This window comes from Methylopila turkensis (assembly GCF_027922325.1).
Lineage (GTDB): Bacteria > Pseudomonadota > Alphaproteobacteria > Rhizobiales > Methylopilaceae > Methylopila > Methylopila turkensis.
This window is the reverse complement of sequence record NZ_BSFL01000004.1, coordinates 1-14,863: the sequence shown is the minus strand read 5'-3', so window position 1 is coordinate 14,863 and position 14,863 is coordinate 1. Positions and strand designations below refer to the sequence as shown.

The window sequence follows — 14,863 nt, the reverse complement described above, 5'->3', positions numbered from 1 at the left end:
GGTGTTCGCCCTGTCATCCAACCGTCACGCAAGAGTCATAGAAGCGAGATGAGGCGAGGCTAGGTTCCGGCCGAACCCGCGCAAGACGCGGGTCGGGACGGCTGGATCGTTCCTCCGACGCCGTCTTTGACGACACCGCATTAACGACGATCATGACGATCAAAAGGAGAGGCCGCGTGAAGCTCTTCACGATGTCCAGCACCATCGCGCTCGCGTTCGCCGGCGTGCTCGCCGCGGGCGCCGCCAGCGCCCAGTCCCGCGACCAGATCCGCATCGTCGGGTCGTCGACGGTGTATCCGTTCACCACCGCGGCCGCCGAGCAGTTCGGCAAGTCCGGCCAGTTCAAGACCCCGGTCGTCGAGTCGACCGGCACCGGCGGCGGCCTCAAGCTGTTCTGCGCCGGCGTCGGCGCCGGCCATCCGGACGGCGCGAACGCCTCGCGCGCGATCAAGAAGTCCGAGTTCGAAGACTGCAAGAAGAACGGCGTCACCGAGATCGTCGAGCTGAAGGTCGGCTTCGACGGCATCGTGGTCGCGAACTCCAAGAAAGGTCCGGACTTCAAGCTGACCCGCCAGCAGCTCTTCCTGGCGCTCGCCAAGGAAGTGCCGGGCCCGGACGGCAAGCCGGTCGCGAACCCCTACAAGGCCTGGAACGACATCGACCCGTCGCTGCCGGCCGAGAAGATCGAAGTGCTCGGCCCGCCCCCGACCTCGGGCACCCGCGACGCCTTCCTCGAACTCGTGATGGAGAAGGGCGCCGAGAAGGTCGAAAGCCTCGCCGCGCTGAAGAAGTCCGACGCGAAAGCCTTCGACAAGGCCTGGAAGACCATCCGCGAGGACGGCGCCTACATCGACGCCGGCGAGAACGACAACCTCATCGTCCAGAAGCTCGAGGCCAACCCGAAGGCGGTCGGCATCTTCGGCTACTCGTTCCTTGAAGAGAACGCGTCGCAGATCAAGGGCGCCTCGGTCGAAGGCAAGGCCCCGACCTTCGAAGCGATCGCCGACGGCTCCTACAAGGTCTCCCGCCCGCTCTACGTCTACTTCAAGAAGCAGCACGTGGGCGTGATCCCGGGCCTCAAGGAGTTCATCGCCGAATACGCCTCCGATAAGGCGATGGGCGAGGAAGGCTATCTCTCCGAGAAGGGCCTCGTGCCGCTCCCGGAGAGCGAGGCGCAGAGCGCCGAGAACGCCGCCAAGAACCTCGCCACCATCGGCGCGCCGGCCTCCTGATCGGCTGACATGACGACGCGGCGCCGCGGGCTCGACGCCCGCGGCGCCGTCCGCCTGTCAGGCGGGCGCCGCCTGGCGCGGTCCGGGCTCAGAGCGGGCGGAGCGCTCAGCGGATGACATTGATCTACATCGTCGCAATGGTCCTCGTGGGCGTCGGCGCCTACCTGACCGGACGCCAGAAGGGCGTCGCTTTCGCGGTCGCGGGCGTCGCGCCCGGCGGCGCGCGGATGCACTCGCTGCCGAGCTATCACGGCTTCTACGTCGCGGTGGCGGCGGTCGCGCCGATGCTGCTTCTGCTGCTGCTCTGGCAGCCGTTCGCGCCGCGCTTCGTCGAGATGCAGGCGCTGTCGTCGCTGCCGCAGCACCTCGTCCCGACCGATGAGCTGCAGCGCTCGACCCGGATGCGCGAGATCGTGACGCTCGCCAACGGCGGCCAGGTTCCGGACGCGCCCGCCGGCGTGCAGGCCGGCGCCGACGCCTTCGTCCTGTGGCGCGGGCTGGCCGACTGGGCCCTGCTCATCTTCGGCGGCGCGCTCGCGCTCGTCGGCTTCGGCTGGGCCACGCGCCAGCTTTCCCCCGAGTTCCGCGCCCGCAACCGCGTCGAGCGGGTGGTGAAGGTGGTGCTGCTGGCCTGCTCCGCGGTCGCGGTGCTGACCACGGTCGGCATCGTGTTCTCGGTGCTGTTCGAGACGCTGCGCTTCTTCTCCAAGTACCCCTGGTACGACTTCCTGTTCGGGCTTCAATGGTCGCCCCAGACCGCGATCCGCGCCGACCAGGTCGGCGCCTCGGGCAGCTTCGGCGCCGTGCCGCTGTTCGCGGGCACCACGCTGATCATGCTGATCGCGATGACGGTCGCGGGGCCGATCGGCCTGTTCTCCGCGATCTACATGGCGGAATACGCGAGCCCCCGGGTGCGCGGGATCGCGAAGCCCGTGCTGGAGGTGCTGGCCGGCGTGCCGACCGTGGTGTTCGGCTTCTTCGCGGCCCTCACCGTCGCGCCCTTCATCCGCAACACCGGCGAGATGCTCGGCCTCAACGTCGCCTCCGAGAGCGCGCTCGCGGCCGGCCTCGTCATGGGCGTGATGATCATCCCCTTCGTGTCGTCGCTGTCCGACGACGTGATCAACGCGGTGCCGCAGTCGCTGCGCGACGGCTCCTACGGCATGGGCGCCACCAAGTCGGAGACCATCAAGAAGGTCATCCTTCCCGCGGCGCTGCCGGGCATTGTGTCGGCCTTCATGCTCGCCATCTCCCGCGCCGTCGGCGAGACCATGATCGTGGTGATGGCGGCGGGCCTCGCCGGCAACCTGACGTTCAACCCGCTCGAGGCGGTCACCACCGTCACCGTGCAGATCAAGACGCTGCTCGTCGGCGATCAGGAGTTCGACAGCGCCAAGACGCTGTCGGCCTTCGCGCTCGGCTTCGTGCTGTTCTTCTTCACGCTGGTGCTGAACTTCATCGCGCTCCGCATCGTCCAGAAGTACCGAGAGCAGTATGACTGAGATGACCGCAACCGCCGCCGGCTCCTCCCGCGGGTTCAGCGACGACGCCTCGCGCGCCCGGGTGCGCAAGCGCTACCGCGCCGAAGCCCGCTTCAAGGCCTATGGGATCGCCGCGCTGGCGTTCTCCGCCGCCTTCCTGGTGGTGCTGATCTCCGACATCCTCGTGAAGGCGTGGCCCGCCTTCACCGTGACGCATCTGACGATCGACGCGCGGCCGACCGCCGACAAGGTCGATCCGGACGGCGACCGTTCGCCGTCGTCGCTCGCCCGCGGCGACTACACCGCGGCGATCCGCGAAAGCTACGGCGCGCTGTTCCCTCAGGTGTCGGCCCGCGCGGAGCGCCGCAAGCTCAACGGCCTGCTGTCGAGCGGGGCGGCCGACGAGCTCCGCGCCGCGGTGATGGCCGACCCGAACCTGATCGGCCAGACCGTCCGCACCCGCGCGCAGTTCTCCGACGACGCCGACCTCTACTTCAAGGGCGTCGTCACCACGGTCGAGGAGGAGCAGGGCGACGGCGTCGCGACGCCCTCCGGCGTGACCGGACCGATCGTGATCGAGACCACCGCGCCGGCGTTCGCCGACGACCTCGCCGAGATCAAGAACGACCTCTCCGAGACGGCGCGCGCCCGCCGGTTCGAGGTCGAGCGCATCAAGACGCTGCGCGACGGCGTGCTGGCCGACCGCCCCGCGGCCGATCAGGCGCTCGCCGCCGCCAACGGCGCGGGCGACGAGACCGGGATCACGGTGGCGCGCAACGCGCTCGCCAAGATCGACTCCGACTCCGAAAGCCTGCGCGCGCAGATGGAGACGCTCGCCGGCGAGGCCGCCGATTTCGAGAACCGCTTCAAGGACTCGTCCGGCGCCGAGACGCTGGACGAGAAGCTGCCGAGCCGGCTGGTCGCGATCAACGGCGGCCTCGTCAAGGTGCGCAGCCTGTCGGCGAACCGGGTCGAGGGCGACGTGCTCGTGCCGCTCGAGAACCAGAACGCGGCGCAGCCCGACGCCTGGAAGATGCTGGCCTACGCCACGCCCGAGAGCGAGCGGCGCCTCGGCGACCAGGAGATCGCCTGGCTCGAGACGCTTAAGGCGAAGGGCCTGGTCGAGACGAGCTTCAACGTCGACTTCTTCACCTCCGGCGACTCGCGCGAGGCCGAACAGGCCGGCATCCTCGGCGCGCTGGTCGGCTCGATCTTCACGATGTTCGTGACGCTGGTGATCTGCCTGCCCATCGGCGTCGGCGCCGCGGTTTATCTCGAGGAGTTCGCTCCGAAGAACCGCATCACCGACATCATCGAGATCAACATCAACAACCTCGCCGCGGTGCCCTCGATCGTCTACGGCCTGCTCGGCCTCGCGGTGTTCCTGAACTTCTTCGGCATGCCGCGGTCCTCCGCGGTGGTCGGCGGCTTCGTGCTGGCGCTCCTGGTGCTGCCGACGATCATCATCGCGAGCCGCGCCGCGCTGAAGGCGGTGCCGCCCTCGATCCGCGAGGCCGCGCTCGGCGTCGGCGCCTCGCACCAGCAGGCGGTGTTCCACCACACCCTGCCGCTCGCGATGCCCGGCATCATGACCGGCACCATCATCGGCATGGCCCACGCCCTCGGCGAGACCGCGCCGCTGCTGCTGATCGGCATGGTGGCGTTCATCGTCGACGTGCCGACCGGCCTGACCTCGGCCACCACGGCGCTGCCCGTCCAGATCTACCTCTGGTCGGACCTGCCGGAAGTCGCCTTCCAGGCCAAGACCTCGGCGGCCATCATCGTGCTGCTGCTGTTCCTCTTCCTCATGAACGGGCTCGCGATCCTGCTGCGCAAGCGCTTCGAGCGGCGGTGGTGAGAGCGTGACACACGGAGTTTCGACCATGGACGCGACCGCAGCCCTCACCACGCCGTCCGCGACGGGCGCCGCTTCCGCCGACGCGGTGGCGAACCCCAAGATCGTCGCCAAGAACGTCAACGTGCACTACGGCGAGAAGCACGCCCTCAAGGACGTCTCGGTCGACATCGCCGAGCGCGCCGTCACCGCCTTCATCGGCCCGTCGGGCTGCGGCAAGTCGACGTTCCTGCGCTGCATCAACCGCATGAACGACACCATCTCGATCTGCCGGGTCACCGGGCGGATCACCATCGACGAGCAGGACATCTACGACCCGTCGCTCGACGTGGTGCAGCTCCGCGCCCGCGTCGGGATGGTGTTCCAGAAGCCGAACCCGTTCCCGAAGTCGATCTACGAGAACGTGGCTTACGGCCCGCGCATCCACGGCTTCGCCCGCTCCAAGGCCGAGCTCGACGAGATCGTCGAGGACTCGTTGCGCAAGGCGAGCCTCTGGAACGAGGTTAAGGACCGGCTCGACGACAGCGGCACCGGCCTCTCCGGCGGCCAGCAGCAGCGCCTCTGCATCGCCCGCGCCATCGCGGTCAGCCCCGAGATCATCCTAATGGACGAGCCGTGCTCGGCGCTCGACCCGATCGCGACCGCGAAGATCGAGGAGCTGATCGACGAGCTGCGCCAGAACTTCACGATCGTGATCGTGACCCATTCGATGCAGCAGGCCGCGCGCGTGTCGCAGCGCACCGCGTTCTTCCATCTCGGCGTCCTCGTCGAGGGCGGGCCGACGGAGCGCATCTTCACGAGCCCGAACGACCGCCGCACCCAGGACTACATCACCGGCCGCTTCGGCTGAGCCCGCGCGTTCCCCGGGGAGACCCCGCCATGACCCTGATGACCGACCACATCGTCAGCGCCTTCGACGCCGACCTGAAGGAGCTGGGCGACAAGCTCGCCGAGATGGGCGGGCTTTGCGAGAAGCTCGTCGCCGAATCCGTCGGCGCCCTGCTGAAGCGCGACAGCCCGCTCGCCCGCCGCGTGATCGAGTGGGACCGCTCGATCGACCGGCTGCAGCATGAGATCGAGGAGCGCGCCATCCTCACCATCGCCAAGCGCGCCCCGGTCGCGATCGACCTGCGCGAGGTGGTGGCGGCGCTGCGCATCGCGAACGACCTCGAGCGCATCGGCGATCTCGCCAAGAACATCGCCAAGCGCGTGATCGCGCTCGACGGCCAGTTCCAGCCGCCGAAGCTCGCCCACGGCGTCGAGCACATCTCCGACCTGACGCTCGGCCAGCTCAAGGAGGTGCTCGACGCCTACACCCAGCGCGACGAGGCCCGCGCGATGGACGTGTGGCGCCGCGACGGCGAGATCGACTCGCTCTACACCTCGCTGTTCCGCGAGCTGCTGACCTACATGATGGAGGACCCGCGCAACATCGGGTTCTGCGCGCATCTGCTGTTCTGCGCCAAGAACGTCGAGCGCATCGGTGACCACGCAACCAACATCGCCGAAACCATCTACTACCTCGTCAACGGCGAGCCGCTGCTGGACGATCGTCCGAAGAGCGACACCACGAGTTCGACCAAGATCGAGTATCAGGGGTGAGCCGATGACCCCACGGGTGATGATCGTCGAGGACGAGGAGGCGCTGTCGCTGCTGCTGCGCTACAACCTCGAGGCCGAGGGCTACGCCGTCGAGGCGGTGGCGCGCGGCGACGAGGCGGAGACGCGGCTGCGCGAGGCGACGCCGGACCTCATCCTGCTCGACTGGATGCTGCCGGGCCTGTCCGGCATCGAGCTGTGCCGGCGGCTGCGCACGCGGCCCGAGACCGAGCGGCTGCCGATCATCATGCTGACCGCGCGCGGCGAGGAGGCCGAGCGCGTGCGCGGCCTCGCCACCGGGGCGGACGACTATGTGGTCAAGCCGTTCTCGGTGCCGGAGCTCGTGGCGCGGGTGCGGGCGCTGCTGCGAAGGGCGAAGCCCGAGCATGTGGCCAACGTGCTCAAGGCCGGCGACATCGAGCTCGACCGTCAGTCGCACCGTGTGCACCGGCAGGCGCGCGAGGTCCATCTCGGCCCGACCGAGTTCAAGCTGCTCGAGTTCCTGATGCAGTCGGCCGGCCGGGTGTTCTCGCGCGAGCAGCTTCTCGACGGCGTCTGGGGCCATGACGTCTACATCGACGAGCGCACGGTCGACGTCCATGTCGGCCGGCTGCGCAAGGCGATCAACCGCGGCCGCCAGCTCGATCCGATCCGTACGGTCCGCGGCGCCGGCTACTCCTTCGACGAGACTTTCGCCCGCACGCAGTGACGCCGGCGACGCTTCGAAAAAAAGGCCCCGGCGCCTGCGCGTCGGGGCCTTTTTTTGGAGCTGCGCCAGGACGCCGAACCGCCGCGAACGAAAAGCCCCCCGGCGCGGACGCCGGGGGGCGGAGTGGCCGCGGGAGACGGGCGTGGGAGAGCGCCCGTCCGGGGTCCGCAGCGATCAGATCACTCGGCCGGCACGCCGTGCGGGCCGGAGGCCGCGACCGGAGCCTCGGCGCGGGCGTTCGCCACCACGCTGCGCCGCCAGGGCTTCAGCACGGTGATGGCGAGCAGCGAGGCGAGGATGTTGGCCCCGGCGGCGATCAGGAACACGCCGTCCCACACGCCCTGCGCCTGCTGCAGGTAGTTCGCGAGCGGCACGAGCAGCGCCGCGGTGCCCTTCGCCGTGTAAAGCATGCCGGCGTTGGTGGCGGCGAATTTCGAGCCGAAGGTGTCGGTGCAGGTCGCCGGGAACAGCGAGTAGATCTCGCCCCAGGCGAAGAACACGAAGCCCGAGAGCAGCACGAACCACACCGGGTCGTGCCCCCAGAGGTAGAGCATGTAGATGCCGACGCCTTCCATGGCGAAGGCCACGAACATGGTGTTCTCGCGGCCGATCTTGTCGGAGATCCAGCCGAAGAACGGGCGGGTGAGGCCGTTCAGGACGCGGTCGATGGTGGCCGAGAAGGTCACGACCGTCATGGTGAGGCCGACCAGCGTGACGGGGATCTTGTCGATGTGCAGGTCGGCCGCGATCGGCTTCAGGTTCGCGGTGATCATCAAGCCGCCGGCGCCGACGATGACGAACATGAAGTACATCAGCCAGAAGATCGGCTGACGGGCGACCTCGCCGGGACGGTAGTCGCGGCGGCTCTGGATGTTGGCGGCGTTGACCGCGACCGGCGGCGTCTGGCCGGCCTTCGGGCCGCGCAGCAGCATCGACATCACGCAGATGACCACCGCCTGGCCGATGCCGAACCAGATGAAGGCGGCCTGATAGCCGGCGTTGGCGATCGTGGACTGGATCGGCGCCACGGTCAGGGCCGCGCCCGCGCCAAAGCCCGCCGCGGTGATGCCGGCGGCGAGGCCGCGCTTGTCCGGGAACCACTTGAGCGCGTTGCCGACGCAGGTGCCGTAGACCGCGCCCGCGCCGACGCCGGCGATGACCTGGCCGACATAGAAGCCGGTCAGCGAGGTGGCGAAGCCATTGACGACCCAGCCGACGCCGCACAGCACGCCGCCGAAGGCGACCACGACCAGCGGGCCGTACTTGTCGACGAACCAGCCCTCGACCGGCACCAGCCAGGTCTCGAACAGCACGAACAGGGTGAAGGCCCACTGGATCGCGGCGCGATCCCAGCCGAACTTCGCCTGAATGTCGGGGACGAAGAACGTCCAGCCGTACTGGAGATTGGCGATCATCACCATGCAGACGACGCCGATGACGAGCTGCGTCCAGCGATAGGCGTCGCTGACGCGTTGGCCGGGTTCGCCGGCTCCAAGCGCTGATGTCATTTCCTTCCCTCGTGTTTTCTTGTTCGCGTGGGCGCTCATCACGGGCCGCTCACGAGTTCGTCATCCTGGTGTCCGAAATGCCAGAGACGCAAGAGGGCGTGCGCCGCAGCGCATTCATACCGCAGCGCAACACAAAATCGGGCGATCGAGCTAGGCTATTGCAATATCGGTAAAAGGTGCGACGCAATGTCTGATGCGCGCTGCTGCCGCATACGACGAAAGAATAAGTCACATTGGCATCTGGCATGCCAATGCCCCGCTGGGCGCCGGTTCGTTGCGCAAGAACCCCATGGCGTTCTTGCGGTGCAGCAACGATCGTAACGGTCCGGACCGTTGATTTCGTTGACAGCTTTGTATCTGGCATGCCAGTTTTTGCCCGACCTTAGAGCCGGCGCGACCGGCCGGAGCGGATGGGATCGTGGGCGAGGCGCGCAGAGCCGCCGCCCCCTTCCATCCGTGATCCGGCTGAACGGCGGCGCGGAAAAGCGGGGACTTCAGGGCCGAAGAGCCACGTCCGCGCCAAGCGAAGCGAGCGGCCCCGCAAGACGGCCGCATCGGCACTGCGGGCCGCCCGGCGGCCGGAAGCGGCAAAAAAAGCACTCTGGAGGAACACGTCCCATGTCCACTGCCACGGCATTGAAGGTCCACCCGGAAGAGGCGGCTCTCGCCCCCATCCCGGACGCGGCGGTCCAGGCCGAGCCTGAGCTCACCGACGGCTTCCACCTCGTCATCGACGCGCTGAAGCTGAACGGCATCGAGACCATCTATGGCGTGCCGGGCATTCCGATCACCGACCTCGGCCGCATGTGCCAGGCCGAGGGCATCCGCGTGATCTCGTTCCGCCACGAGCAGAACGCCGGCAACGCCGCCGCGATCGCGGGCTTCCTCACCAAGAAGCCGGGCATCTGCCTCACGGTCTCGGCGCCGGGCTTCCTGAACGGCCTGACGGCGCTCGCCAACGCCACCACCAACTGCTTCCCCATGATCCTGATCTCCGGCTCCTCCGAGCGTGAGATCGTCGACCTGCAGCAGGGCGACTACGAGGAGATGGACCAGCTCGCGATCGCGAAGCCGCTGTGCAAGGCCGCTTTCCGCGTGCTGCACGCCGAGGACATCGGCATCGGCGTCGCGCGCGCCATCCGCGCCGCGGTTTCGGGCCGTCCCGGCGGCGTCTATCTCGACCTGCCGGCCAAGCTGTTCGGCCAGGTGCTCGACGCGGCCAAGGGCGAAGCCTCGCTGGTCAAGGTGATCGACGCCGCGCCCGAGCAGATCCCGGCGCCGTCGGCGGTCAAGCGCGCGCTCGACCTGCTCAAGAGCGCCAAGAAGCCGCTCATCATTCTCGGCAAGGGCGCGGCCTACGCGCAGGCCGACGACGACATCCGCGAGCTCGTCGAGCGTTCGGGCATCCCGTACATCCCGATGAGCATGGCCAAGGGCCTGCTGCCCGACAACCATCCGCTCTCGGCCGGCGCCGCGCGCTCGACCGTGCTGAAGGACTCGGACGTCGTGCTGCTGCTCGGCGCCCGCCTGAACTGGCTGCTCAGCCACGGCAAGGGCAAGCAGTGGGGCGAGCCCGGCTCGAAGAAGTTCATCCAGGTCGACATCGAGCCGCGCGAGATGGACTCGAACGTCGAGATCGCGGCGCCGCTCGTCGGCGACATCGGCTCGGTGGTGAAGGTCCTGCTCGCCGGCATCGATTCGAGCTGGCCGGGCGTCCCCTCCGACTGGACCTCGACGATCAACGCCAAGAAGGAAGCCAACATCTCCAAGATGGCGGCGAAGCTCGGCAAGAACGCCTCGCCCATGGACTTCCACGGCGCGCTCGGCGCGCTGAAGCAGGTCATCAAGGAGCGTCCGGACGCGATCCTCGTCAACGAGGGCGCCAACACGCTCGACCTCGCCCGCGGCGTCATCGACATGTACCAGCCGCGCAAGCGCCTGGACGTCGGCACCTGGGGCGTGATGGGCATCGGCATGGGCTTCGCGATCGCGGCCGCGGTCGAAACCGGCAAGCCGGTGCTGGCGGTCGAAGGCGACTCGGCCTTCGGCTTCTCCGGCATGGAGGTCGAGACGATCTGCCGGTACAACCTGCCGGTCTGCATTGTGATCTTCAACAACAACGGCATCTACCGCGGCACCGACGTCGACCCGACCGGCCGCGATCCGGGCACCACGGTGTTCGTGCCGGGTTCGCGCTACGACAAGATGATGGAGGCCTTCGGCGGCGTCGGCGTCAACGTCACGACCCCGGACGAGCTGAAGCGCGCGGTCGACGCCGCGATGGACAGCGGCAAGCCGACGCTCATCAACGCCGAGATCGATCCGGAAGCCGGCAGCGAGAGCGGCAACATCGGCAGCCTGAACCCGCAGAGCGTCGTCAAGAAGAAGAAGTGAAGCCTCAAGCTTGAGGCTTAGCGTTCGCGCCCGTCCCGACGGCTTCGGCCCTCGGGGCGGGCGCATCTCCATGTATAACTAATACCAGAGCCGCATTGACGACCGGCCCGCCGCTCCGTCATCTGGGCTCATGGCGTCGAGGCGCCGACGGGCCACGCCCGCGCGCCCGCATATGTCTCGCAAGGGGAACATGACATGAGCAAGGCTCTTGAGGGCGTCCGCGTCCTGGACTTCACCCACGTTCAGTCCGGCCCGACCTGCACCCAGCTCCTCGCCTGGTTCGGCGCCGACGTGATCAAGGTGGAGCGCCCCGGCGCCGGCGACGCCACGCGCCAGCAGCTCCAGGACATCCCGGACGTGGACAGCCTCTATTTCACGATGCTGAACCACAACAAGCGCTCCATCACGCTGGACAGCAAGAACGCCAAGGGCAAGGAAGTGCTCTGGCGGCTCGTGAAGGAATGCGACGTGCTGGTCGAGAACTTCGCGCCGGGCGCGCTCGACCGGATGGGCCTGACCTGGGAGAAGATCCAGGAGGCCAACCCGCGCATGATCCTCGCGTCCGTGAAGGGCTTCGGCCCCGGCCGCTACCAGGACTGCAAGGTCTATGAGAACGTCGCGCAATGCGCCGGCGGCTCGGCCTCGACCACCGGCTTCCGCGACGACATCCCGATGGTGACGGGCGCCCAGATCGGCGATTCGGGCACCGGCCTGCACCTCGCGCTCGGCATCGTCACCGCCCTGTTCCACCGCACCCATTCCGGCGTCGGCCAGCGCGTCGACTGCGCCATGCAGGACGCGGTGCTGAACCTCTGCCGCGTCAAGCTGCGCGACCAGCAGCGCCTCGAGCGCGGACCCTTGCGCGAGTACAGCCAGTTCGGCGAGGGCGTGCCCTTCGGCGACGCCGTGCCGCGCGCCGGCAACGACTCGGGCGGCGGCCAGCCGGGCCGCATCCTGAAGTGCAAGGGCTGGGAGCACGATCCCAACGCCTATCTCTACTTCATCACCCAGGGCCCGGTCTGGGAGCCGATCTGCGACATCATCGGCGAGCCGAGCTGGAAGACCGACCCGAACTACGCCACGCCGAAGGCCCGCCTGCCGCACCTGAACGAGATCTTCACGCGCATCGAGGCGTGGACCATGAAGCACGACAAGTTCGAGGCCATGGACATCCTCAACAAGTACGACATCCCCTGCGGCCCGATCCTTTCCATGAAGGAGATCGCCGAGGACCAGAGCTTGCGCGACAGCGGCACGGTGGTCGAGGTCGACCACCCGACCCGCGGCAAGTACCTGACGGTCGGAAGCCCGATCAAGCTCTCGGGCAGCCCGGTCGAAGTCGCGCGCTCGCCGCTGCTGGGCGAGCACACCGACGAGATTCTGCGCTCCGTGCTCGGCTACTCCGACGCCGAGATCGCCGAGATCGAGGGCTCGGGCGCTGTCGGCCAGATCCAGAAGCTCGCCGCGGAGTGAGTTTCGCCTGATCGACGCCTTGCGACCCCGCCGTCGGCCGACGGCGGGGTTTTGCGCTCACCCGAACCGTCGGGCGCTTCGCGGCCTTGAGGGCCGTTTCGGATTTCGTGATATCTCCTCCACGTCATGCCGCCGTACGGCGGGCATCCACGACTTGGGCGTCGAGCGTCATAGCTCAGAAAATCGTGGATACCCGGCTCCGCCGGGCATGACGGGTCGCCGCATTCGGCTACGGACGTCGCGACCCGGCCGCACGACAACACAACGGAGAGAGCCCCCATGCGCATCGTCGTCCACGGCCAGCAGGCCTTCGGCAAGGCGGTCCTCGAGGCGCTGCTCGCCCGCGGCGACGAAGTCGTCGCGGTCTATGTCGCGCCGGAGAAGGACGGCCAGAAGGCCGATCCCCTGAAGGAGGCGGCGATCGCCGCCGGCCTCGAGGTGCGCCAGCCCTCGTCCTACCGCGACGAGGCGGTCGCCGAAGCGTTCCGGGCGCTCAAACCCGACCTGCAGGTCATGGCCTTCGTCACCCTGTTCGTGCCGTCGAGTTTCCTGAACATCCCGACCCACGGCTCGATCCAGTACCATCCGTCGCTGCTGCCGGCCTATCGCGGCGCCTCCGCCATCAACTGGCCGATCATCAAGGGCGAGACCGAGACCGGCCTGTCGATCTTCTGGCCCGACGACGGCCTCGACACTGGCGACGTGCTGCTGACCAAGACCACGCCGATCGGCCCGAAGGACACGCTCGGCTCGGTCTATTTCGACCGTCTGTTCCCGATGGGCGTCGAGGCCATGCTGGAGGCGGTCGACCTGGTGAAGGCGGGCAAGGCTCCGCGCACGAAGCAGGACGAGGACAAGGCCAGCTACGAGGGCATCTGCCGCGCGGCCAACGCGAAGATCGACTGGGGTAAGCCTTGGAGCCAGATCGACCGGCTGATCCGCGGCTGCAACCCGTCGCCCGGCGCCTGGACCACGCTCGATGGCCAGACGCTCAAGATCCTCGACGCGACCCCGCTGCCGGCCAAGACCCCGAAGGACATCGCCGGCAAGCTCGGCGAGGTGGCGGGCGTCGGGCCGGACGGCTTCCTCGTGGTCTGCGCCGACGGCCGCTTCCGGGTCACGCGCGTGCAGCCCGAGGGCGGCGCCAAGGTCGCCGCCGGCGAATGGGCGACCGCCGCCAACCTCGCGGTCGGCGTGCGGCTGGGCGTCTGACGCGGGCTCGGGCGTATCCGCCGCCGTCATGCCCGGCGGATCCGGCGCCTGGAACCGCTGAGCGCTTGTCCCGGCCTTGAGCCGGGACCCAGAGCCGCTGGCGGCTTGGAAAGAGGCGCGGGGGCGTTGCGTTCGTTGCGGAAATCTCGACGTTTCCGGGTCCCGGCGCACGGCCGGGACAAGAGCGTGAACCCGGTCACGCGCCCCGTCTTCTAAACCCTACAGAAACCCACGCCGGGCTTTGCTCTCGTCTGAGGACCGATCTCCCCGAGCGAAAGCGCGCCCATGACTCCCTCGGCATCTCCGCCCCCGCCGGAAGGCCGCAGCCCGCTGGCCGCCTGGGGCGGCCGGCTGCTCAGCGGCCTCGCCATCCTGTTCCTGCTGGCCGACGGCGCGATCAAGTTGATCCCGCTGCAGCCGGTGACCGACACGATGCAGGCGCTCGGCTGGCCGACCGACCCGTGGCTGCTGCGCACGCTCGGCGTGATCCAGATCGCGGCGACGCTGATCTACGCCAACCCGCAATCCGCCGTGTTCGGGGCGATCCTGCTCACCGCCTATCTCGGCGGCGCGGTCGCGAGCCATCTCCGGATCGGCAGTCCGCTTCTCACCCACACGCTGTTCGGCGTCTATGTCGGCGCCGTTCTGTGGGCCGGGCTCTGGGTCCGCAGCCCGGCGCTGCGCGAGGTGCTCTACGGCAAGCGCTGACGCCGTGCGCCGGTCACGTTACAACCTCGTCGGCCCGATGCGTTCGCGCTGAAACGCGCCGTCATGGTCCGGCTTGACCGGACCATCCATGTCCAGCGTCGCGCTCGACGCCGCAGATGGGTCCTCCGGTCAAGCCGGAGGACGACGGGGGAGCGTGGGAGGATGGACACGCGCCCTTCGAAAACACGTCTCCTGACCGCTCCCCGCCAGCCGCGATCATGCTGCGTCGCCGCGACGAATGACGCGGCGCGGCAGGGGCGTTTCGCTTGACAGCCCAGGGCCATGGCATTCCAAATGCCAGCGAAACCGGAAGTCCCGTGGGGGGACGCTGGAGCGTTCCGGCGGCGGCGGTCCGGCCGTCGCCGCCGGCGCGCCTTGGTCGAAAAGATGATCGAGCTTCGGCCGGATATGCGGCAGTAGTACGCCCCGATCGTCTCTGCCCGCGCCGCTTCGGACTTCGGTCGAAGCGCCGCGCATGCGCCTGCTTCTGGGCGCGCCGCCGGCCTTCGGAAAGGCTGACGGCCGCCTCCTCCATCGGCCGATCGGGTCGGCGTCCTTCGCCCGCGAAAGCGTGGCGGGGGACGTTCGCCCGGCTCGCCGCCGTCCTGACGTCGTCCAAATCGAGAGCCGCCGATGAACATTCACGAATACCAGGCCAAGGGGTTGCTGCGGGGGTTTGGGGCTCCTGTGCC

At 68.5% G+C, this 14,863-nt stretch carries 10 protein-coding genes and 2 pseudogenes; 11 read left to right on the top strand and 1 reads right to left on the bottom strand.

Annotation, left to right across the window (positions count from 1 at the left end):
• The first annotated feature begins 191 nt into the window (after positions 1-191).
• From PKE78_RS16470 to phoB, 7 genes and pseudogenes are all read left to right on the top strand, one after another.
• Positions 192-1,232: a PstS family phosphate ABC transporter substrate-binding protein gene (locus PKE78_RS16470; protein ID WP_428981290.1), complete on the top strand. Its 1,041-nt coding sequence runs from the start codon at positions 192-194 to the stop codon at positions 1,230-1,232.
• Positions 1,233-1,345: 113 nt separating this feature from the next.
• On the top strand, positions 1,346-2,734 hold the full coding sequence (pstC, locus tag PKE78_RS16465; RefSeq protein WP_271202021.1) for a phosphate ABC transporter permease subunit PstC: 1,389 nt from the start codon (positions 1,346-1,348) through the stop codon (positions 2,732-2,734).
• Positions 2,727-3,212 (top strand): annotated as a pseudogene (locus PKE78_RS18515) (DUF3333 domain-containing protein); the annotation flags it as partial. The gene pstC and the pseudogene PKE78_RS18515, both read left to right, overlap by 8 nt.
• Before the next feature lie 555 nt (positions 3,213-3,767).
• Positions 3,768-4,571: pseudogene (gene pstA, locus PKE78_RS18510) on the top strand (phosphate ABC transporter permease PstA); the annotation flags it as partial.
• A 25-nt stretch (positions 4,572-4,596) separates the two neighbouring features.
• On the top strand, positions 4,597-5,418 hold the full coding sequence (gene pstB / locus PKE78_RS16455) for a phosphate ABC transporter ATP-binding protein PstB (protein WP_271202019.1): 822 nt from the start codon (positions 4,597-4,599) through the stop codon (positions 5,416-5,418).
• A gap of 38 nt (positions 5,419-5,456) precedes the next feature.
• A complete protein-coding gene (phoU, locus tag PKE78_RS16450) occupies positions 5,457-6,170 on the top strand; it encodes a phosphate signaling complex protein PhoU (RefSeq protein WP_271202112.1) in 714 nt (237 codons plus the stop codon).
• Positions 6,171-6,174: 4 nt separating this feature from the next.
• The gene (gene phoB / locus PKE78_RS16445) at positions 6,175-6,876 is read left to right on the top strand and encodes a phosphate regulon transcriptional regulator PhoB (protein WP_271202018.1); all 702 of its coding nucleotides are present in this window, start codon (positions 6,175-6,177) and stop codon (positions 6,874-6,876) included.
• Between the two features lie 179 nt (positions 6,877-7,055).
• On the opposite strand, the gene oxlT is transcribed toward phoB, so the two are convergent.
• Positions 7,056-8,384, bottom strand: a complete 1,329-nt coding sequence (oxlT, locus tag PKE78_RS16440) for an oxalate/formate MFS antiporter (protein ID WP_271202017.1) — start codon at positions 8,382-8,384, stop codon at positions 7,056-7,058.
• A 618-nt stretch (positions 8,385-9,002) separates the two neighbouring features.
• Here oxlT and oxc point away from each other — a divergent pair.
• The 4 genes from oxc to PKE78_RS16420 all read left to right on the top strand — a co-directional run bounded on the left by oxc (position 9,003) and on the right by PKE78_RS16420 (position 14,171).
• Positions 9,003-10,778 carry an oxalyl-CoA decarboxylase gene (gene oxc / locus PKE78_RS16435; protein ID WP_271202016.1) on the top strand — a complete coding sequence of 592 codons (1,776 nt, stop codon included), beginning with the start codon at positions 9,003-9,005 and terminating at the stop codon, positions 10,776-10,778.
• A 195-nt stretch (positions 10,779-10,973) separates the two neighbouring features.
• The gene (gene frc / locus PKE78_RS16430; RefSeq protein WP_271202015.1) at positions 10,974-12,251 is read left to right on the top strand and encodes a formyl-CoA transferase; all 1,278 of its coding nucleotides are present in this window, start codon (positions 10,974-10,976) and stop codon (positions 12,249-12,251) included.
• 279 nt (positions 12,252-12,530) lie between these two features.
• Entirely contained in the window at positions 12,531-13,463 is a 933-nt protein-coding gene (locus tag PKE78_RS16425; protein ID WP_271202014.1) for a methionyl-tRNA formyltransferase, read from the top strand.
• A gap of 285 nt (positions 13,464-13,748) precedes the next feature.
• Positions 13,749-14,171 (top strand): DoxX family protein, encoded by a 423-nt coding sequence (locus PKE78_RS16420; protein ID WP_271202013.1) that lies wholly within the window; start codon positions 13,749-13,751, stop codon positions 14,169-14,171.
• Positions 14,172-14,863: the final 692 nt, after the last annotated feature.

Excerpts from the sequence above, each read along its gene's own strand:
- PKE78_RS16470 (WP_428981290.1), top strand. The coding sequence starts at position 192 with ATGTCCAGCACCATCGCGCTCGCGTTCGCCGGCGTGCTCGCCGCGGGC.
- pstC (WP_271202021.1), top strand. The coding sequence starts at position 1,346 with ATGACATTGATCTACATCGTCGCAATGGTCCTCGTGGGCGTCGGCGCC.
- pstB (WP_271202019.1), top strand. The coding sequence starts at position 4,597 with ATGGACGCGACCGCAGCCCTCACCACGCCGTCCGCGACGGGCGCCGCT.
- phoU (WP_271202112.1), top strand. The coding sequence starts at position 5,457 with ATGACCGACCACATCGTCAGCGCCTTCGACGCCGACCTGAAGGAGCTG.
- phoB (WP_271202018.1), top strand. The coding sequence starts at position 6,175 with ATGACCCCACGGGTGATGATCGTCGAGGACGAGGAGGCGCTGTCGCTG.
- oxlT (WP_271202017.1), bottom strand. The coding sequence starts at position 8,384 with ATGACATCAGCGCTTGGAGCCGGCGAACCCGGCCAACGCGTCAGCGAC.
- oxc (WP_271202016.1), top strand. The coding sequence starts at position 9,003 with ATGTCCACTGCCACGGCATTGAAGGTCCACCCGGAAGAGGCGGCTCTC.
- frc (WP_271202015.1), top strand. The coding sequence starts at position 10,974 with ATGAGCAAGGCTCTTGAGGGCGTCCGCGTCCTGGACTTCACCCACGTT.
- PKE78_RS16425 (WP_271202014.1), top strand. The coding sequence starts at position 12,531 with ATGCGCATCGTCGTCCACGGCCAGCAGGCCTTCGGCAAGGCGGTCCTC.
- PKE78_RS16420 (WP_271202013.1), top strand. The coding sequence starts at position 13,749 with ATGACTCCCTCGGCATCTCCGCCCCCGCCGGAAGGCCGCAGCCCGCTG.